Here is an 18,015-nt window from a genome sequence, read left to right as displayed (position 1 = left end):
ATCAGCGCGTCACGACCACCGTCGTGCCGACTGAGACGCGGCCGTAGAGATCGGTGATGTCGTCGTTGAGCATGCGGATGCAGCCGTAGGAGACGAAGCCGCCGACCGAACCCGGCACGTTGGTGCCGTGGATGGCGTATTCGCCGCCGGCCAGCGTCATCGCCGCAACGCCCATCGGGTTGCGCGGCGAGCCGCCGGGAATGACGTCCGGAATGCTCGGTTTGTCGCGCTTCACCTCTGCCGGCGGCGACCAGGCCGGATTTCGGTACTTCCCGTCGATGCGAGTGGTGCCGGCCCACTGCTTGCCGGACTTGCCGACGCCGACCGGATAGCGCACGGCGTGGCCGTTATCGAGGATGAGATAGAGCCGCCGCTCGCTGGTTTTGACTACGATGGTGCCCGGCGAATAGTCGGCCACGTGCGCTCCCACCATCTCCGGCCGCGCCTCTGCCGCCGTCGACATCAAGACCCCCGCCCCGATGGTGGCAGCCAGCGCCACCGCAATCCTCATCGACATCGATTTTCCCTTTACCTCAAACGCATCGCCAAAATTACGCAGAACCGGCAATCGCCGCCGCGCCAAGTCCTTCAGGGACATTCTTAACCGCGCCCGTTAACCGGATGGTTTCCAAACGCGGCCACGGAGGGCCAGCCAGCAGGGGGAACAAAGGAAATGTTCGAAATAAAGTAAATGACCTGAAAACAACACTCGACGGGAAAGATGCGGGCGCGACGCCGCGTGCTCTGACAAGCGCGTGAGGATGTGAACGGCTGTTGTTTTGAGGGCGTTGGCGCGGAGGCAGCCCCGTGTCCCGGAAGCGCTGCAGCGCTCTTACGCTGCTGCGCAGAGCCGGGACCCAGGAGCCACGCGTGCCGTCGCTGCATGGGGCTCCGGCTCTGCAGCGCACCGCGCAAGTACGCGCTGCGCTGCGTCCGGGGCACGAGAGTTTTCTTACGCCGACTTCTTGTTCTGCCGGTTCTTGACGAGGTCGTCGACCACGGCGGGATCGGCCAGCGTCGAGGTGTCGCCCAGGCTGCCCGGCTCGTCCTCGGCGATCTTGCGCAGGATGCGGCGCATGATCTTGCCGGAGCGGGTCTTGGGCAGGCCCGGCGCGAACTGGATCTGGTCCGGTGATGCGATCGGGCCGATCTCCTTGCGCACCCAGGTCACGAGCTCCTTGCGCAGATCGTCGGTCGGCTCGACGCCGGCCATCAGGGTCACATAGGCGTAGATGCCCTGGCCCTTGATGTCGTGCGGGAAGCCGACCACGGCGGCTTCCGACACCTTCTCATGCGCGACCAGCGCGCTCTCGACTTCAGCCGTGCCCATGCGATGGCCCGAGACGTTGATGACGTCGTCGACGCGGCCGGTGATCCAGTAATAGCCGTCGGCGTCGCGCCGGCAGCCGTCGCCGGTGAAGTACTTGCCCTTGTAGGTGGAGAAATAGGTCTGCTCGAAGCGGGCATGATCGCCATAGACCGTGCGCATCTGGCCCGGCCATGAGCGGGTGAGGCAGAGATTGCCTGATGTCTCGCCCTCCAGCACCTTGCCGTCGGCATCGACGATCTCGGGTACGACGCCGAAGAACGGTTGCGTCGCCGAGCCGGGCTTGAGTTTTGTCGCGCCTGGCAGCGGCGTGATCAAAATGCCGCCGGTCTCGGTCTGCCACCAGGTGTCGACGATTGGGCAGCGGTCGTCGCCGACGACGCGGTGATACCACTCCCAGGCTTCCGGATTGATGGGCTCGCCGACCGAGCCGAGCAGGCGGAGCGAAGCGCGCGAAGTCTTCGTCACCGGCTCGTCGCCACTCTGCATCAAGGCGCGGATCGCCGTCGGCGCGGTGTAGAAGATGTTGACCTTGTGCTTGTCGATGACGTTCCAGAACCGCGAATTATCCGGGTAATTCGGCACCCCTTCGAACATCAGCGTGGTTGCGCCGTTCGCCAGCGGGCCATAGAGGATGTAGCTGTGGCCGGTGACCCAGCCGACGTCGGCGGTGCACCAGTAGATGTCGCCGTCGTGGTAGTCGAAGACGTATTGATGCGTCATCGAGGCGAATACGAGATAGCCGGCGGAGGTGTGCAGCACGCCCTTGGGCTGGCCGGTCGAGCCCGAAGTGTAGAGGATGAATAGCGGATCCTCGGCATGCATGTGCTCGACCGGACATTCGGTCGTCACCATCGCAGCCGCCTCGTGATACCAGAGGTCGCGCGTCGGGTTCATGTCGATCTTGCCGCCGGTGCGCTTGACCACGACGACCCAGTCGACGCCGTCGGCCTTGGCGAGCGCCGCGTCCACATTGGCCTTCAGCGGCACCTTCTTGCCGCCGCGCAGGCCTTCGTCCGCGGTGATGATCACCTTGGACTGGCAGTCATTGATGCGCTGGGCGAGGCTGTCCGGCGAGAAGCCGGCGAACACCACGGAGTGAACTGCGCCGATGCGTGCGCAGGCGAGCATCGCATAGGCCGCTTCCGGGATCATCGGCAGGTAGATGGTGACGCGGTCGCCCTTCTTGACGTTGCGGGTGCGCAGGATGTTGGCCATCCGGCAGACTTCGTCGTGCAACTCCTTGTAGGTGATGTGCTTCGACTGCGAGGGATCGTCGCCTTCCCAGATGATCGCGGTCTTGTTGCCGCGCGTGTGCAGGTGCCGGTCGATGCAATTATGGGCGACGTTGAGGACGCCGTCCTCGAACCATTTGATCGAGATGTTGCCGGGCGCGAAGGAGACGTTCTCTATTTTCGTCGGCGCCTTCATCCAGTCGATGCGCTTGGCCTGTTCCGCCCAGAACGCGTTCGGGTCTGAGATCGAGCGGGCGTACATGTCCTTGTACTTGGCCTGGTCGACCCAGGCGCGCTTGGTCCATTCCGCGGGGACGTCGTAGATCTTCTCGGACATGCTTTCCCTCCACATACGGCAGGCCGAACGCTAGCGAACTGGCGAGCCGACTTGATCATTGACTGATTATGCGTCGGGCTAACCGGACCCGACAAGGAGCACAAGCTGGACCTTCGGCGGGCCGCCGGCCATGCGGAGGATCAAGGCCACCTGCTGCGATTGTCGCAAATCTGAAACAGGCCCGACGGTGGCTTTCGGGTCCCTTTACCCAGATCCGCGGAACAGGCCTGCGCAGAGCCTCATGCATCAATAGAGGTATTTAGAAACCATCTCTCAATGATTCGGGACTCGCAATACGGTTCGGAACACCCTAAATGGCCAACCCGGGTCCAAAGAGACCCCTCGGAACAAAAATCAGAACAACGGCATTGACCGATAACAGACAGGGCTAAGGCATAAGACTATGATGGATCAGCAGAATCTCGGGACGATACGGCCCGCTTCAGCCGATCCCGCGGCTATTGCACTGGCCAAAGCTCTCGGACAATGGCCGAAACCGGCCTCTTTCAGGCGTCCCAGCCCGAAGAAGGTCTTCGACACGGCGCCTGCGGCGACGGTCGAGGCGCTCGCCAAGGAGCTGGGCCTGCGCCTCGGCGACCAGAACGAGCTGACCATCCGCCGCATTAAGCGCGGCAAGGGCTATTCCTTCGTCCGCCCGAACGGCGCACACATCCGCGACGCACGCACCATCCGGCGGCTGCACGCCATGGCGGTGCCGCCGGCCTATCGTGAGGTCCGCTATTCCGCCGATCCGAGCTCGCATCTCCAGGCCGTCGGACGCGATGCCGCGGGCCGGCTGCAATATCGCTATCACGCCGATTGGGAGAAGGTCCGCGAGCATCGCAAGGCGCATCGCCTGGAAAAGCTCGTCGGCGCGCTGCCAAAGATCCGGCGCAAGGTCTCGGCGTTCCTGTCGGGCGACGAGCCGACGCGTGAATTTGCGCTCTCGGCCGTGATCGAGCTGATCGCGCGCACCGCGATCCGCCCCGGCAATGAATCCTATGCCCGCCTCAACGGCACTCGCGGCGCCACCACGCTGCTGAAGTCCAACGTGACGCTGGAAGACGATTGCTTCGTGCTGACCTTCAAGGCCAAGGGCGGCAAGGCGGTGCGCAAGGAGTGCGACGCCGCCAAGCTGGTGCGCGCCATCGGCATTTTGCAGGGCGTCCCGGGCAAGCGCATGTTCCAGTATCGCGATGCCTACGGCATCGTACGTGCGGTCAGCACCACGCAGGTGAACGCGTTCTTGCGGGAAATCGCCGGCATCAAGATCTCGTTGAAGGACTTTCGTACGCTGATGGCGTCTGCCGTCGTCGTGGAATCCTTGTCGCGGATCACGCCGGCGACCAGCCAGCGTGGCCGCAAGAAGCAGGTGCTGGACGCGATCCGCTCCGCTGCGGACAAGCTCTCGAACACGCCGGCGATCTGCCGCAAGAGCTACGTTCACGACACCATCGTCACCGCGTTCGAGGAGGGCATCCTCGAACGCTTTGCCGCGACCATGAAGGGCCAGCGCTCGCAGGCGCGACGCGAGCAGCTTCTGGCGCAGGTAGTCGCGACCGCCGCGGTGTAGCGACACTGCCGTAGGGTGGGCAAAGGCGCCCTTGCGCCCGTGCCCACCATCTCTCTCGATCGCGAAAAATGCGTGGGCACGCTGCGCTTTGCCCACCCTACAAGAGCTACGACTCGCCCGAGACTCCCTTATCCGGACCGGGATCGTTGCCAGCCGCTGCGATCGTGAGCCGCTCCAGATAATGCGCCCAGCCCGTCGCGTGCGCGGCGGCCTGTTCTGCGGTCGGCAGGCCGCTATGGGTCATGCGCAGCAGCGTGCCGCCATCGCGTTCGATCAGATCAATCTCGATCAGGCTCGAGCCTGGCGGCACTTCCTGGCCGCCGTCCCAGCCGAACGTGTAGGCAAGGCGGTGCACCGGCACGACCTCACGAAAGGCTCCGCGAGCGACGCCGCCGCGCGGGCCCACACCCTTGAGCAGATAGAGCCCGCCGGGATGTGGCTCGGTGGTCACATCCGAGCCCATCCAGCTCAAGATCTTCTCGGGGTCGGTCAGGTAAGCGAAAACGGTGGCGCGTGGAGCTGGGATCTGGGTCTCGCGTCGCACGACGAACGGTTCGGTCATCGGGGATCATCCCTTCGCTAACACTGGCACATGGCGGCGCCAAAGCGGCTCGTCAAGGATTGCCCGTGACAAACCCGGCCCGCCGTCGTCATGATCGAACCATGCAGCTCTCCCCGACCCTCGCTTGGCTCGTCGATGCCGCCTCGGATAGTGCCGGAGCTGATCGCCTGCTCGCGGAACTCGGTGCCCGTCTGGTCGCCGACGGCGTGCCGCTCGCGGCGGGCGCCCTGACGCTGGAGGTGCCTCATCCGCTGATCGCGAAGCGGACTTGGCTGTGGCGTGCCGACAGCGGCCAGGTGATCGAAGCACTCGGCTTCGCGCCTGGCGGCCTCGCACCGGATCCGCCGAACGATGCCGGTCGCCGCTGGTTGCGCGACATCGCGCGCGGCGAGGTGCACGAAGACATCGTCGGACGGCAAGACGGGCCGCTGCTGGGCTGGATCGCGCCGCGTCCGTTCACTGCGGAAGAAATCGGGCAATTGCGCCAGGCCGCGCGTTTTGCCGCGACGCCCCTCGCCGTGCTCGCCGCGCGCGCCACCTTGCGGGCAACGCTGGATGCCTATCTCGGCAAGCGCAGCGCGGAGCGGGTGCTGGCGGCGCCGTTGCGGCGCGATCTCGGCGAGACCATTCAGGCCGCGCTGCTCTATGCGGACCTGCGCAATTTCACGATCCTGTCGGAGGCCTCGCCGCCTGGAGAGGTCATCGCGGCGCTCGACGCCTGGTTCGATCGCATCGCCGGCGCCGTCCACGCCTTCGGCGGCGAGGTGCTGAAATTCATCGGCGACGGCGTGCTCGCGATCTTTCCGGTGGTCGAGGCGTCGCCGCGACACGCCTGCGAGGCAGCTTTGCGTGCTGCAGGCGCAGCCGAGGCGGGCATGGCCTATCTCAACGCGGAGCGCAGCGGCAAGGGCCTGCCGCCGCTGGCGTTCGGGGCCGCGCTTCATCTTGGTGAGATGCTCTGGGGCAATATCGGCGCGGCCAACCGGCTCGATTTCACGGCGATCGGTCCCGCCGTCAATCTCGCCAGCCGCCTCGAAGGATTGTGCAAGCCGCTCGGCAAGGCCGTACTGGTGTCAGGCGCGCTGGCCGCGGAGACGGACATGCCGCTGGTCGCGCTCGGATCGCATTCACTGCGTGGCATTGCCGCACCATGTGAGGTGTTTGGGTTGCCGGAGGCATAGGCCTGGGCATCGTAGCCCGGACGGAGCGAAGCGTAATCCGGGATCGTGCCACATGGAGAGTTTCCCGGATTTCGCTTCGCTCCATCCGGGCTACGGCAGCTACTACATCCCACCCATCTTGCAGACGAGCTTCCACTCCTCCGCCGTCACCGGCTGCACCGAGAGGCGCGAATATTTCACCAGCGCCATGTCGGCGAGCTTCTTCTCGGCCTTGATTGCCGCCATCGTCACCGGATTCTTCAGCGGCTTGTCGGCCTTGATATCGACGCAGACGAATTTCTCGGTCTTGTCGGTTGGGTCCGGATAGGCTTCCTTGATGATCTCAGCGATGCCGACGATCTCCTTGCCCTCGTTGGAATGATAGAAGAACGCCTTGTCGCCCTTCTTCATCGCGACGAGGTTCTGGCGCGCGGTGTAATTGCGCACACCGGTCCAGGCCTCGCCCTTGGCGCCCTTCGCCACCTGCTGGTCCCAGGACCACACCGATGGTTCGGATTTCACCAGCCAGTACGCCATGCTCATTCCTCTGCCTTGAAGGGGCGCGTCAATAGTCCCGAGATTGCGGCGTCGATCGTGCTCCGGCCGTTCAGGATCGACGCGACCGCTTGCGATACTGGCATCTCGATGTTTTGCGAAGCTGCGAGTTCGATCAGCACCGGTGCGGTGAATTCGCCTTCGGCAAGCTTGCCGGCAGGCGGCTGCTCGCCGCGGCCGAGTGCGAGGCCAAGGGCGAAGTTGCGTGATTGCGGGCTCGAGCAGGTCAGAATGAGATCGCCGAGGCCGGACAGGCCCGTGAGCGTCTCGCCACGCGCGCCCATCGCGCGGCCGAGACGCGTGAGCTCGGCAAAGCCGCGGGTCGTCAGCGCAGCCTGGGCAGACGCGCCGAGCTTGCGCCCGACCGCGATGCCGACCGCGATCGCCAGCACGTTCTTGGCCGCTCCGCCGATCTCGACGCCACGAATGTCGGTGGAATGATAGGGACGGAACGTCGGCGAGCCCAGCGCCTGCACGAGCGCGCTTGCCAGGGTCTCATCGCCTGCCGCCAGCGTCACCGCCGTCGGCAGGCTGCGCGCGACATCGTCGGCAAAGCTCGGGCCCGACAGAATGGCCGGCTTGGCGTGGGGCGCGGCTTCCGCGATCACGTCGGTCATGAATTTGTGGGTGCCGTGCTCGATGCCCTTGGCGCAGGCAATGATCGGTGCCGGCCTTGGCAGATGCGACGCCAGCATGTTGACCGCGCCGCGGACATGCTGCGCCGGTGTTGCGATCATCAGCATGTCCGCGCGCGCGGCGAGCGCCAGATCGTTTGTGACGACGATCTCCGGAGCGATCTGTACACCGGGGAGCCGCGGGTTGTCGCGGGTCGAGGCAATCCGCGCGGCATGCTCGGCATTCCGTGCCCACAATGTCACGGTGCGCCCCGCCCGTGCTGCGACAGTCGCCAGCGCCGTGCCCCAGGCGCCCGCGCCGATCACCGCGACGGTTTGGAACGCTGACATCGCTAGTATCCCGCCCGTGTCTTGCCGTAGCCTGCCGGCGCTGTTGCGTTCGCATCGAGCAGCCACCGCGCTCGCGGCTCGGCTTCCATCGTGTCGGTCATGCCGAGCGCGAGGCGCTCGGCGCCGGCCCAGGCGATCATCGCGCCGTTGTCGGTGCAGAGCGCCGGCGGCGGCATGATCAATTGCGTCCCGGCTTGCCTCGCAACCTCATCGAGGGCGCCGCGGATCGCCTGATTGGCGGCGACACCGCCGGCCGCGACCAGGGCGCGGGGCGCGCCGAACTGCTCGCGGAAAAGCCTGAGACCGACGCTCAAACGATCGGCGGTCGAATCGAGCACGGCGGCCTGAAAACTCGCGCAAAGATCGCTGATGTCCTGCGGCGTGATCTCAGCGAGCCGGCTCGCTTCGCTGCGCACCGCCGTCTTCAATCCCGACAGCGAGAAATTGGCGTCAGGGCGTCCCTGCATCGGCCGCGGAAACGCAAAGCGCGTGGCATCGCCGCTCGCCGCCTCGCGCTCGACCTGCGGGCCGCCGGGATAGGGCAGGCCCAGCATCTTCGCAACCTTGTCGAAGGCCTCGCCGATCGCGTCGTCGACGGTGGTGCCGAGCCGCACATATTGTCCGACGCCGGTGACTGCGACGATCTGGGTGTGGCCGCCGGAGGCAAGGAACAGGCAATAGGGAAACTCGATTCCGTCGGTGAGGCGTGGTGTCAGCGCATGCGCCTCCAGATGGTTCACCGCGACCAGCGGCGTGTCGTGCACCATCGCGATCGCTTTCGCGGTGGTGAGTCCGACGATGACGCCGCCGATCAGGCCCGGCCCCGCGGCGGCCGCGACGCCGTTGAGCTGGGCAAATCCGATGCCGGCCTCGCGCATGGCGCGATCGATAATGCCGTCGAGCAGGTCGACATGGGCGCGGGCGGCAATCTCCGGCACCACGCCGCCGAAGCGGGCGTGCTCCTCGACCTGCGACCGCACGATGTTGGAGAGGATCCTGCCGCCGCCGTCGTCCGCGCGCTCGATCACCGCCGCGGCGGTCTCGTCGCAGGTGGTTTCGATGCCCAGTACCAGCATTCGCGGATTGTTATCCAATTTGCGCCTTGCGCTCATCCGTAAAGCAGAGTTCTGGTACGTCCGGTAGCATTCCGGGGCCAGATTGCGCAATCGTCACGAAGCAAGCCGTCCTCGTCATGCGTCACCGCCAAGTGGTTCGGGAACACCAGCGATGTCCATTCTTGTCACACGGCCGCATCCCGACAATGAGGCGACGGCGGAAAGTCTGCGCGCGCGGGGGCATGCGGTGCTGCTCGCGCCGGCGCTCAAGTTCGAGCCGGTCGCCTTTCGCGACGAAAGTGAAGCACCCTACGGCGCCATCCTCGTCACATCGGCCAACGCGATCCGCGCCGTCGCACCACAATTGCGGGACCTTGGCCTGCTGGAGCTGCCGCTGTTTGCGGTCGGCGAGCACACGGCTGCTGCGGCGCGCGACGCCGGCTTTGCCGAGGTGATCGTCGCCGGCGGCGATGCCGCATCCTTGCGGGACAAGGTGATCCAGAGTGCGCGCGACAAGGTGCTGAAGAAAAAGAACACGCTGCTGTACCTCGCGGGCGCGGATTTGTCGCACGACCTCGGCGGCGAGCTCGGTGCGGAGGGTTTTTCCGTGGTCACGCGGACGACTTATCGCATGACGCCGGTCAAGCATCTGCCGCGCGAGGTCTGCGAGGGCTTTGCCGCGCATGGGGTCGAGGCGGTGCTGCATTATTCCAGGCGCAGCGCCCGCGCGTTCCTGGATGCGGCGCGGGACGAAGGCGTCGAAATTTCGGCGCTGGCGATCCCCCAATGCTGCCTGTCTGAGGCGGTCGCAAGCGCGCTCCGCGAGGCCGGCGCGTCGCAGGTTCTGGTCGCTGCGACACCGGACGAAAGTGCCCTATTTGCCACCTTGGAGCGTGCGTTGCGCACCCGTTTGGCGTAAGAGGTCGAGCCGAAACCGACGCAATTGAGTCCGTCCTGGTATGGAAGTGTGAGGAACCGTCACGATGGCCGACGACAAGCCTGAAGATGCAGGATTGGCGCCCGACAGTGGTCGTGCCAAGCGCACGCCGCCCACCATCGACCTCGAAGCCACCGACGTTTCGACCCAGCCGCAGGAGGCGGCGGTCGAGCCCGAGGTTCAGCCGGCGCCGGAACACGCCGAGGCCGAGCAGGCCAAATCCGACCAGGTTGACGCAGAGCCGGAACGCATCGAAGCGCAGGCTCCCGCGTCGTCGATTTCGCCCTGGGTCGTTGCGCCGTTCTCCGGCGTCGTTGCGGCGGCGGCCGTGATCGCGGTCGGCTGGATGCTGGGCTGGCCCGCCGTGCAGGCGCCGCTGGCCACCCCGCAAGTCACCAGCGCGGCGGTCGATGCGCTGAGCGGCCGCGTTGCGGCGGTCGAAGCCAGGGCCGGCAAGCCCGTCGCCGATCCGGCCATGGCCGCGCGGATTGACGCGCTGGAAAAGTCCGCAACCAGCTTGCGCAGCGACGTCGCCAATCTGCGCGCGCAGTCCGACAAGACCGCGAACGCGCTGAACGATGCGAAATCCGCGCCGAGTACCTCTGCGCCCGATATCGCCGCTCTCAACGATCGCATCGCGCAGCTCGAGCGCGCCAGCAAATCCGAACGTGCCGAGCTTGCGCAGCAGGGCGAGAAGATCGCCGACGCAAAAGCGAAGGATGACAAGCCGCTGCGCTTTGTGGTCGCGGCGGCCCTGCTCGACGTCGCCGTTCGCCATGGCGACCCCTATCAGTCGCAGCTGTCCGCGGCGCGTTCGCTCGCCGCCAAGCCCGACATGCTGAAGCCGCTCGATACGTTTGCATCGTCGGGCATCCCGACCCCGGTCGCGCTGAGCCGCGAGCTCCTCAACATCGTGCCGAAACTGTCACCGCCGGCGGAAGTTCAGACCGGCGGCACGGGCATTGTCGAGCGTCTCCAAGCAGGAGCCTCAAAACTCGTGCGCATCGAGCGCACCGACGGCGTCGGTAACGATCGCGGCGCCATCGTCACGCGAGTGACGGCCGCGGCACTCCGCAATGATTTCGTGGAAGCGCGGCGCGAGCTCAAGACGCTGCCGGAGGCCGATCGCGCGCCCGCACAGGCCTGGCTCGACAAGGCCGATGCCCGCGACGCCGCGCTCGCCGCCTCCCGCAAATTCGCCGACGATGCCATGGCGGATCTCGCCAAATCTGCTCAGTAAGATTCGCGCAACAATCGGCGCGTAATAGGGATCGCCATGCTTCGCATCGTCCTCTTCCTCGTCCTGATCGCGCTGGCGGCGGCCGGCGCGGCCTGGGTTGCCGATCAGCCCGGCGAAGTCGTCATGACCTGGGGCGGCTGGCGCGCCTCGCCGACCATTCCGGTGTTCGTGCTCCTTCTCGGCGTCTTCGCCGTTGCGATCGTCCTGCTCTGGAGCATCCTGACCGCGACATGGCGATTGCCGGGCCGCATGCGCCGCCGCCGCCACGACAAGCGCCACGCCCGCGGCCGTCAGGCCATCACCCACGGTCTGCTCGCGATCGGTCATGGCGACACCGCGCTCGCGCGCCGTCACGCTGTGGCGGCGCGTCGGCATGCCCCGAATGATCCGCTCGCGCTGCTGCTGCATGCGCAGTCGGCGCAGCTCGAAGGCAATCGCGACGAGGCGCAGCGCGTTTTCCGCGCCATGGCCGAGCGCGAGGATACGCGCCTGCTCGGCCTGCGCGGCCTGTTCATCGAGGCGCAGCGCGCCGACGATGCGGTTGGCGCCGTGATGATCGCGGAGGAAGCGATCAAGCTGTCGCCGTCCTCGACCTGGGCCTCGCAGGCGGTGCTCGGCTTCCGCTGCGCGCGCGGCGACTGGAGCGGCGCGCTTGCGATTCTCGATTCGAATCTGTCCGCAGGATTGATCGACAAGCCGGCCTATCGCCGCCAGCGCGGCGTGCTGCTCACGGCACGGGCGCTGGAACTGCAAACCATGGACCGCGACGTCGCGCGCGAGAGTGTGATGGAAGCGATCAAGCTTGCGCCGACCCTGGTGCCGGCCGCGGTGCTTGCCGCAAAATTCGAGAGCGAGGCGCATCAGGTGCGCCGTGCTATGAAGCTGGTCGAGGCCGCCTGGCTTGCCAACCCGCATCCCGATCTCGCCGATGCCTATGCGCATGTGAAGCTCGGCGATACCGCCTGGCACCGCTTGCAGCGCGTCGAGACGCTTGCGGCCAAGACGCCTGCCGACAGGGCCGGCCATATCGAAGGCCAGCTCGCGATCGCGCGTGCCGCGATCGATGCCTCCGAGTTCGCCCGCGCGCGCGAGGTGCTCGCGCCGTACGTCAGCGATCCGACCCAGCGCGTCGCGCTGCTCATGGCCGAGATCGAGCGCACCGAGCACGGCGACGGCGGCCGCGCCCGCGCCTGGACCTTGCGCGCGGTCCGCGCCCGCCACGATCCGGCCTGGACTGCGGACGGCTATGTCAGCGACCGCTGGCGCCCGGTCTCTCCGGTCACCGGCCGGCTCGATGCGTTCCAGTGGCAGACGCCGGTCGCGAGCCTGCCTTCGGACAGGGGCGCCACGATCGAATCCTCCGCCTTCGAGGAGGCCATGCTGGCGGCCCCGCCGCCGAAGCGGGTGACGGCGGCCCCAAGCGAAAGCCAAGTGGAACCGACGGTGACAGCTCCAGCTCCAGCGCCGGCCGCCCAGGACAATTCACCCCTGATTGCCAAAGAAGAGCCGGCAGTCGCGCCTGCTGAACCGGTCCAACCGGCCCCCGAGCCCGCCGAATCAACGCCCCCAGCGGCAACACCGGTGTTCAGGGCCCGCGCTGACCTCGGTAAACCCGCAGCAGCGCCGATACCCGCGGTCATCCCGATCGTCCGGGCGCCCGACGATCCCGGGATCGACGACGAGGGTCCGAGCGATGAATTTACGGAACAAATCGGCACACCCAAGGCTCAGGCCGGGGGTTGGCGCGGATTCTGGTCCCGCTGGGGCGCGTGAGCCGCATTTCGAACCCGGCTTGTCCTTGCCAATTCGGGCCATGCCCGATATCAGGAGCGCGCGTATCGGGGCCGGCTTCGCCTTGGCCCCGGCAGGGTTCGCCGCAATAGCTCAGTTGGTAGAGCACGTCATTCGTAATGACGGGGTCGGGGGTTCGAATCCCTCTTGCGGCACCAGCGCCTCGATCCTGGGCCAGGTCCACTTCCCGCTGTTTGCGATCGCGATTCCCGCCGGCAATGACGGCTGCTTCCTGTCGGAAGCCGAGCTGCGTCCGAATTGACAGGGGAGGCGTTCACCGCAACTACTTCCGGTCAGGGGGCAGTCGCAGTGATGCACGATATCCTGGTGGTCGGGCTCTTCGTATCGATGTGCGGAGCCATCGGCCTTCCGTTCTCCCTGCTTCTGCCGTCGCCAGGTTTTGCCGTTCGCTGGGCGCTCGCGCCACCCCTTGGCTTCGGCCTGCTCGCGGCCGGGACCGCCCTCCTGTACCTGTCCGGCGTTGCGCCATGGGTTACGCTGCTGGCGATGGCGGCTACCGGTCTCGTCGTTGCGGCCGCAATGATCGTTCGGAGCGGACCATGGCGGCGGAGGATATCGACCGGGGTCTGGTCGGCCATGGCCGTTGCGGCCGTTGCAATCCTCTGTCTTGCGCCCGGCTGGACCGGAGGTCCACGCTTCCGCGTCTTCCAGGCGAATGTCTACGATCACCTGCTTTATGTCGGCGCGTCGATTTCCTACCGAACGCTCGACTACGCAACGCTGGTCGTCCAGGGCGTAGAGAGCGCGCAGGCCGATCCCCTGGCTGTGGCGGCGTTGTGGTTCATCGATTGGCGCAGCGCCGTGTCGATGATGCATGCGGCCTTCGCCGTCGTGAGCCGCGGCGATGTCGTCGATTGCGCCTATCCGTACATGGTCGGCATGCAGCTCAACATGCTGTTTGCGGCGCTGTTCGTTTTCGTCAACGCGCTCGCGATGCGGCGCTCGTTGGCATGGATCTGCGCGTCGGCGCTTACGGTCGGATTCTTCGAGCAATACGTCTTCGACATCAATGCGTGGTCTCAGCTTGCTGCGCAGCCCATCTTCCTGCTCCTTCTCGCCTTTGTCGCGTTGGCCTTCGACAAGGATCGTTTCGGGCAGGTGCCGGGTTCGATCACCCGGCTGGCAGCCGTCTTTGCGGCGCTGATGACGGGCGCGTTCTTTCTCTATCCGGAATCACTGACGGTCTACGGACTTGCCGCCGCAGTCATCGTCGTGGCGGCAATCGGTCAGCGGGCATCGCGGCAGACCCTGCCTGTAGCTGCAACCGGCCTGGTGGCAGGCATCGGACTATCGCTGCTCGCTTGCATTCCACACTGGTCCGGCACGGCCGCCTATGTCGTTCGCCAGCTGAGCCATGCAGCGGCCTATCCGCCGGACTGGTGGAAGTATTTTCAACGTTATTTGTTCGGCGGCGAAGCGAATTTCCTCGAGATCATTGCCAATCCCGATAGCCGCCTCGGAGAATTGGCAGATGCGTGGTTCTCGCTGCCGGTCGAAGCTGCGGTCGGCGGCCTCGGCGCATATGCCGTGCTCCCGTCCGCAAGTTGGCCCGTCGCCGTCGCGTTCATGTGGAAGCTGCTGCTCTACGGTTTCCTGTTCGTGCTGTTGAGGGGCGTTGCCAAGGCGGTCTGGACGATCTGGCGTACTGAGCCTGACGGTAGCGCCGCCCGTCTTCTGGCCGGCAGCCTGGCAGGTTGCCTCGTGCCGATCGCCATTCTCGCAGCTGGTCACGCCTGGGCGGCAGGCAAGGGACTGGCAATGGCGGCGCCGATGCTCTTCACCCTCCTCGTTGCCCCCATCGCGGCAAAGCGCGGGGAGCCGGGTGCCGTCGTTGCCAGCGCCATCGTGGTGGTTGCTCACCTGATCCTTGGTGCGTTGCGACCGCTGCTGGTCATGCAAGGGTTAGGTGCAGACATTCCTGGTCTTCCGACGGCTGCCGTACATGTCAACGCGCAGAAGGCGTCGCTCGATTGGAATTACGATCGCGTGTCCGCCGAGTTCGCAAGCTGCAATGGCGTCGTCATCGATGTCGCTCATCCCATGATGAATCACGTGCTGCGCAGTCTTGCGGCCGATCGCGGCATAGCCTGGGCATCGCCAAACATCTTCTCGTGGTCCGGCAAGACCGGGCGCGCCTATTTGCCGACCGGTTGGGACAAGTTCGACTGCCTCGTGTCGGCCGAACGGCTCACCGCCAATCCGGGACAGCGGTTGATATCCGTAGCGACGGATCGCTCGTCACGGGAGTATCTGGAGGGCCGCCGCGACGTTCTCGAGATCGGCACCGAAGCTCCGCCGGGAATCGCGACACGTGGCCTGTTCGGCAAGGAATCGACGCCTGGTGGAGCGCTTCAGTGGGCGTCTCCCAGCGCGCATTTCGATGTTCCGAACAAGCCTTCGGCGCCGGCGCGAACATTGCGCCTCGCGTTGTGGCCCATGCCGATCTCGGGCAGCGAATTCATCGTCAAGATCAATGGCCGCGAGATCTATCGAGGAAGCGTGCCGGCGGAACCCCTGTCGTTAACGCTCGACGGGTTCGCAGGCGCGGAGACTCTGGCCGTCGAGCTGGCGACGAACGCTGTCACCCGCTTTCCCGGCGATCCCCGTGATCTTGGATTTGCGATCAGGGAGCTGAGCGTTCGGCGGTAGCGAAGCGGCGAAAGACAGCGCAGGGCGACCTGCGTGATCTCAGTCACATCGAGTGGCGCACGCCTTCCGTAAGGTCCCGGTCATGCCAACACGGGGAGATTTCACATGCGCAAGATCATTCTGGTTTGCCGCCATGGTCCTGGCTTCTGCATCTGCCCAGGCCGACGGTTCGCGCAGCCTGTCGCTGTCGGCGGCAGGCGCTCAGACCGCCGCTCCACTGACCACGCCGACGTCGGCGACCACCACCACGGCGCAGGTGAGTGAAACTGCGCCGGCCACCGAGGCGCCGAAATATTCCGACCGTCCGCCGGCGGTGTCGCTCTCTGCCCCGGCCGCGCCGGCCACCACGGCCGCTCCGGCGGTGACCACGCCCGTAACGGCTGCAGCGCCGGTCACGACGACCAAGCCCGCCACCAAGTCCACGGCGAGGGCAGACAAGCCGAAGCCCAAGCGCAACTGGACCGAGCGCCGCATCATCAGCGAGCTGCACCGCCACGGCATCTATTGGTAGGAGCCGGCTCGCCCGAAAAGCAGATGGCCGGGCAAGAGCCCGGCCATGCGCGTATTGAGGAAGCTTTCGGAAGCTTACTGCGAAACCGTCTGCACCACGCTTGCGATCGGACGCGTGGTCGTGCTTGCGGTCGGCACCTTCATGTCCTTCATCAGCGCCTCGTCATATTCCGGCAGCGTCTGGAAGGTCGTCTTGGCCTTCATCTGCACGACCTTGTAGCCGCCGGCCTTGAGCCGCGCGAGCAGCGTCGGCATGGCCAGGCCGGTATTCTTCTGGAAATCGTGCATCAGGATGATGCCCTTGCCGAGCTTGTCGAGGCGCGTCATCACCGTCTCGACGATCTTCTCCGGCGTCGCACCCTTCCTGAAATCGAAGGAGTCGATTTCGGTCGAGAACATCGCGACGTTGCGGGTGCCGAAATAGGCCACCATCGCGGGATTGTGCTGAAGCTGCGGGAAGCGGAAGAACGGCGCCGGGTTGGTGCCGAGCGCAAATCTCACTGCGCTGAAGCCCTTCTCGACTTCGTCCTTGACCTGCTGCTCCGTCAGCTTCTTGCTGTTCAGGTTGACATGCGACCAGGTGTGCGTGCCGACCGTGTGGCCCTGGGCCAGCACCTGTTTCAGGATTTCCGGATGATAGGTCGCGTGCTTGCCGACCGAGAAGAACAGGCCCTTTGTGCATTCGTCCGCGAGTGCCTTCAGAACCGTGGGCGTATTGACCGGCCACGGACCGTCGTCGAAAGTCAGCACGACTTCCTTCTCGGTGAGAAAGTCGAACTGCTTGAAGTGCTCGAAGCCGAAGCCTGGACCGCCGGTGGTGTCGATCTCGACGACGCGGGAGACGCCCAGCGCGTTCGGATTGGCGCAGGCTTGTCTCGGCTGGACGGGCATAGCGGGGGCGGGAGCCGGGGCAGCCGCCGGCTTGGCCGCGACCGTCGCGGTGGTCTCGACGTCATCCCTGGCGGCGAGCTTCGCCGGTGCCGGCAATTGGTCGGCGGCACGGGCGGCAACTGTCTTGGGAGCGGCCTGATCGGCGCGCGAGGAATAATAAAACCAACCGCCGGCGGCAATCACGACCGCCGCAACTACACTGGCCAGCATCAGGCCCAACGCATTACGCATCGCTATTCTTTCCAATTACGCAACCAACACGGCGGAATTTCCCGCGCGACGAGCCATTAATGCGAAGTAACAGTTAACGTGACACCAACACGACGACGGTTGTGGAGGAATTTCAGGGAGGTGCGCCAAAGTGACCGAGGTCACAGTCGGGGTGCGGCCCGTGACCATCATCACAGTGGAAACTGTTTTGCTGGAGCATCGTAGTTCCCATCAACAACGGGCGCCGTTGCGAAGGCGCCAATGGGAGCTTCAAATGACCAAATCCTTCTCTGCCAGTATCCGCGACTTCAGCCTGGCTCTGGGCTTTGCCGGCATCGTCTCGATCGCTTCGACGAGCGCGAGCTTCGCCTTCTCGGCCGAGGCGCAGCAGATGTGCACCGGCGACGCCTTCCGCCTGTGCTCGTCGGAAATCCCCAACATCCCGAAGATCACGGCGTGCATGATGAAGCATCGCTCGGATCTGAGCGCCGGCTGCCGCGCGGTGATGGACAAGGATCTGGCCAAGGGCGCGTCGCGCAAGGTCGCTGACGCCCAGAACAGTCAATAAGAGGCGCGCGCAACAACGATCGTCGCGCCGGTCAGCTCCCCTCGCGATGCGCCCCGGCATCAAGCCGGGGCCACGCGGCGGCACTCTCCCGCTCGGCAATAAAGCCGTTGCAGCCCCGGGATCGTCGCACTAGCTTCCCCGCACATCTTTCCGGGTAAGAGGCATTACGCGATGACCAGATTCCTTTTCATCATTCCTTTGCTCCTGTGCGCCTCAGTCGCAGCAGCGCAGCAGCAGCCCGGCCACGATGCCTGCGCGCGCGATGTCAGCCGCTTCTGCCGCGCCGTGATGAACAATGGCGACGGGGCCGTGCTCGCCTGCCTGAAGCAGAACCGCACGAAGCTGAGCAAAGGCTGCGACAAGATGCTGACCGAGCACGGGCAGTAAATAGCTCTGGTAGCCCGGATGGAGCGAAGCGTAATCCGGCGC

At 65.6% G+C, this 18,015-nt stretch carries 15 protein-coding genes, 1 tRNA gene and 1 pseudogene; 10 read left to right on the top strand and 7 right to left on the bottom strand.

The genetic code is table 11. The features are described 5' to 3' along the window. Position 1: 1 nt before the first annotated feature. A complete protein-coding gene (locus IVB26_RS38435) occupies positions 2–517 on the bottom strand; it encodes a L,D-transpeptidase (protein WP_247970023.1) in 516 nt (171 codons plus the stop codon). Between the two features lie 435 nt (positions 518–952). Continuing rightward, positions 953–2,899: an acetate--CoA ligase gene (acs, locus tag IVB26_RS38430; protein ID WP_247970022.1), complete on the bottom strand. Its 1,947-nt coding sequence runs from the start codon at positions 2,897–2,899 to the stop codon at positions 953–955. Between the two features lie 403 nt (positions 2,900–3,302). On the opposite strand from acs, the gene IVB26_RS38425 reads away from it, so the two are divergent. Then, a complete protein-coding gene (locus tag IVB26_RS38425; RefSeq protein ID WP_247970021.1) occupies positions 3,303–4,472 on the top strand; it encodes a DNA topoisomerase IB in 1,170 nt (389 codons plus the stop codon). A 106-nt stretch (positions 4,473–4,578) separates the two neighbouring features. Here the strand turns inward: IVB26_RS38425 and IVB26_RS38420 are convergent, their stop codons facing one another. After that, on the bottom strand, positions 4,579–5,034 hold the full coding sequence (locus IVB26_RS38420; RefSeq protein ID WP_247970020.1) for an SRPBCC family protein: 456 nt from the start codon (positions 5,032–5,034) through the stop codon (positions 4,579–4,581). 101 nt (positions 5,035–5,135) lie between these two features. Between IVB26_RS38420 and IVB26_RS38415 the strand changes: the two genes are divergently transcribed. Continuing rightward, the gene (locus IVB26_RS38415) at positions 5,136–6,215 is read left to right on the top strand and encodes an adenylate/guanylate cyclase domain-containing protein (RefSeq protein ID WP_247970019.1); all 1,080 of its coding nucleotides are present in this window, start codon (positions 5,136–5,138) and stop codon (positions 6,213–6,215) included. Positions 6,216–6,317: 102 nt separating this feature from the next. Here IVB26_RS38415 and IVB26_RS38410 read toward each other — a convergent pair whose 3' ends face one another. Genes IVB26_RS38410 through tsaD form a run of 3 tightly spaced genes read right to left on the bottom strand, consistent with a single transcriptional unit; the run spans position 6,318 to position 8,790 of the window. Further along, the gene (locus tag IVB26_RS38410; protein WP_246932410.1) at positions 6,318–6,731 is read right to left on the bottom strand and encodes an EVE domain-containing protein; all 414 of its coding nucleotides are present in this window, start codon (positions 6,729–6,731) and stop codon (positions 6,318–6,320) included. A gap of 2 nt (positions 6,732–6,733) precedes the next feature. Continuing rightward, complete coding sequence (locus tag IVB26_RS38405; protein ID WP_247970018.1) at positions 6,734–7,714, bottom strand: NAD(P)H-dependent glycerol-3-phosphate dehydrogenase; 981 nt, start codon at positions 7,712–7,714, stop codon at positions 6,734–6,736. Positions 7,715–7,716: 2 nt separating this feature from the next. Continuing rightward, positions 7,717–8,790, bottom strand: coding sequence for a tRNA (adenosine(37)-N6)-threonylcarbamoyltransferase complex transferase subunit TsaD (gene tsaD / locus IVB26_RS38400; protein ID WP_247970017.1), 1,074 nt, complete (start codon positions 8,788–8,790; stop codon positions 7,717–7,719). A gap of 151 nt (positions 8,791–8,941) precedes the next feature. On the opposite strand from tsaD, the gene IVB26_RS38395 reads away from it, so the two are divergent. The 6 genes and pseudogenes from IVB26_RS38395 to IVB26_RS38370 all read left to right on the top strand — a co-directional run bounded on the left by IVB26_RS38395 (position 8,942) and on the right by IVB26_RS38370 (position 15,918). Continuing rightward, positions 8,942–9,688 carry a uroporphyrinogen-III synthase gene (locus IVB26_RS38395; protein WP_247970016.1) on the top strand — a complete coding sequence of 249 codons (747 nt, stop codon included), beginning with the start codon at positions 8,942–8,944 and terminating at the stop codon, positions 9,686–9,688. A gap of 64 nt (positions 9,689–9,752) precedes the next feature. Continuing rightward, a complete protein-coding gene (locus IVB26_RS38390) occupies positions 9,753–10,946 on the top strand; it encodes a hypothetical protein (RefSeq protein ID WP_247970015.1) in 1,194 nt (397 codons plus the stop codon). A 36-nt stretch (positions 10,947–10,982) separates the two neighbouring features. Next, positions 10,983–12,719: a heme biosynthesis protein HemY gene (locus tag IVB26_RS38385; protein ID WP_247970014.1), complete on the top strand. Its 1,737-nt coding sequence runs from the start codon at positions 10,983–10,985 to the stop codon at positions 12,717–12,719. A 100-nt stretch (positions 12,720–12,819) separates the two neighbouring features. Then, positions 12,820–12,895 (top strand) — tRNA-Thr (locus IVB26_RS38380). A gap of 154 nt (positions 12,896–13,049) precedes the next feature. Then, positions 13,050–15,407 (top strand): hypothetical protein, encoded by a 2,358-nt coding sequence (locus tag IVB26_RS38375; protein ID WP_247970013.1) that lies wholly within the window; start codon positions 13,050–13,052, stop codon positions 15,405–15,407. A gap of 105 nt (positions 15,408–15,512) precedes the next feature. Continuing rightward, positions 15,513–15,918: pseudogene (locus IVB26_RS38370) on the top strand (hypothetical protein). A 74-nt stretch (positions 15,919–15,992) separates the two neighbouring features. Here the strand turns inward: IVB26_RS38370 and IVB26_RS38365 are convergent. Next, complete coding sequence (locus IVB26_RS38365; RefSeq protein WP_247970012.1) at positions 15,993–17,039, bottom strand: polysaccharide deacetylase family protein; 1,047 nt, start codon at positions 17,037–17,039, stop codon at positions 15,993–15,995. Positions 17,040–17,292: 253 nt separating this feature from the next. Here IVB26_RS38365 and IVB26_RS38360 point away from each other — a divergent pair, with 253 nt between their 5' ends. After that, a complete protein-coding gene (locus IVB26_RS38360; protein WP_247973376.1) occupies positions 17,293–17,586 on the top strand; it encodes a hypothetical protein in 294 nt (97 codons plus the stop codon). A 171-nt stretch (positions 17,587–17,757) separates the two neighbouring features. Further along, positions 17,758–17,973, top strand: a complete 216-nt coding sequence (locus IVB26_RS38355) for a cysteine rich repeat-containing protein (protein ID WP_247970011.1) — start codon at positions 17,758–17,760, stop codon at positions 17,971–17,973. The last annotated feature ends 42 nt before the right edge of the window (positions 17,974–18,015 follow it).

Source organism: Bradyrhizobium sp. 195, from assembly GCF_023101665.1.
GTDB lineage: Bacteria > Pseudomonadota > Alphaproteobacteria > Rhizobiales > Xanthobacteraceae > Bradyrhizobium.
This window is presented reverse-complemented; position numbering and strand designations above follow the sequence as displayed.

Excerpts from the sequence above, each read along its gene's own strand:
- IVB26_RS38435 (WP_247970023.1), bottom strand. The coding sequence starts at position 517 with ATGTCGATGAGGATTGCGGTGGCGCTGGCTGCCACCATCGGGGCGGGG.
- IVB26_RS38425 (WP_247970021.1), top strand. The coding sequence starts at position 3,303 with ATGATGGATCAGCAGAATCTCGGGACGATACGGCCCGCTTCAGCCGAT.
- IVB26_RS38360 (WP_247973376.1), top strand. The coding sequence starts at position 17,293 with ATGACCAAATCCTTCTCTGCCAGTATCCGCGACTTCAGCCTGGCTCTG.
- IVB26_RS38420 (WP_247970020.1), bottom strand. The coding sequence starts at position 5,034 with ATGACCGAACCGTTCGTCGTGCGACGCGAGACCCAGATCCCAGCTCCA.
- IVB26_RS38410 (WP_246932410.1), bottom strand. The coding sequence starts at position 6,731 with ATGGCGTACTGGCTGGTGAAATCCGAACCATCGGTGTGGTCCTGGGAC.
- IVB26_RS38365 (WP_247970012.1), bottom strand. The coding sequence starts at position 17,039 with ATGCGTAATGCGTTGGGCCTGATGCTGGCCAGTGTAGTTGCGGCGGTC.
- IVB26_RS38355 (WP_247970011.1), top strand. The coding sequence starts at position 17,758 with ATGACCAGATTCCTTTTCATCATTCCTTTGCTCCTGTGCGCCTCAGTC.
- IVB26_RS38385 (WP_247970014.1), top strand. The coding sequence starts at position 10,983 with ATGCTTCGCATCGTCCTCTTCCTCGTCCTGATCGCGCTGGCGGCGGCC.
- IVB26_RS38415 (WP_247970019.1), top strand. The coding sequence starts at position 5,136 with ATGCAGCTCTCCCCGACCCTCGCTTGGCTCGTCGATGCCGCCTCGGAT.
- IVB26_RS38405 (WP_247970018.1), bottom strand. The coding sequence starts at position 7,714 with ATGTCAGCGTTCCAAACCGTCGCGGTGATCGGCGCGGGCGCCTGGGGC.
- IVB26_RS38375 (WP_247970013.1), top strand. The coding sequence starts at position 13,050 with ATGCACGATATCCTGGTGGTCGGGCTCTTCGTATCGATGTGCGGAGCC.
- tsaD (WP_247970017.1), bottom strand. The coding sequence starts at position 8,790 with ATGCTGGTACTGGGCATCGAAACCACCTGCGACGAGACCGCCGCGGCG.
- acs (WP_247970022.1), bottom strand. The coding sequence starts at position 2,899 with ATGTCCGAGAAGATCTACGACGTCCCCGCGGAATGGACCAAGCGCGCC.
- IVB26_RS38395 (WP_247970016.1), top strand. The coding sequence starts at position 8,942 with ATGTCCATTCTTGTCACACGGCCGCATCCCGACAATGAGGCGACGGCG.
- IVB26_RS38390 (WP_247970015.1), top strand. The coding sequence starts at position 9,753 with ATGGCCGACGACAAGCCTGAAGATGCAGGATTGGCGCCCGACAGTGGT.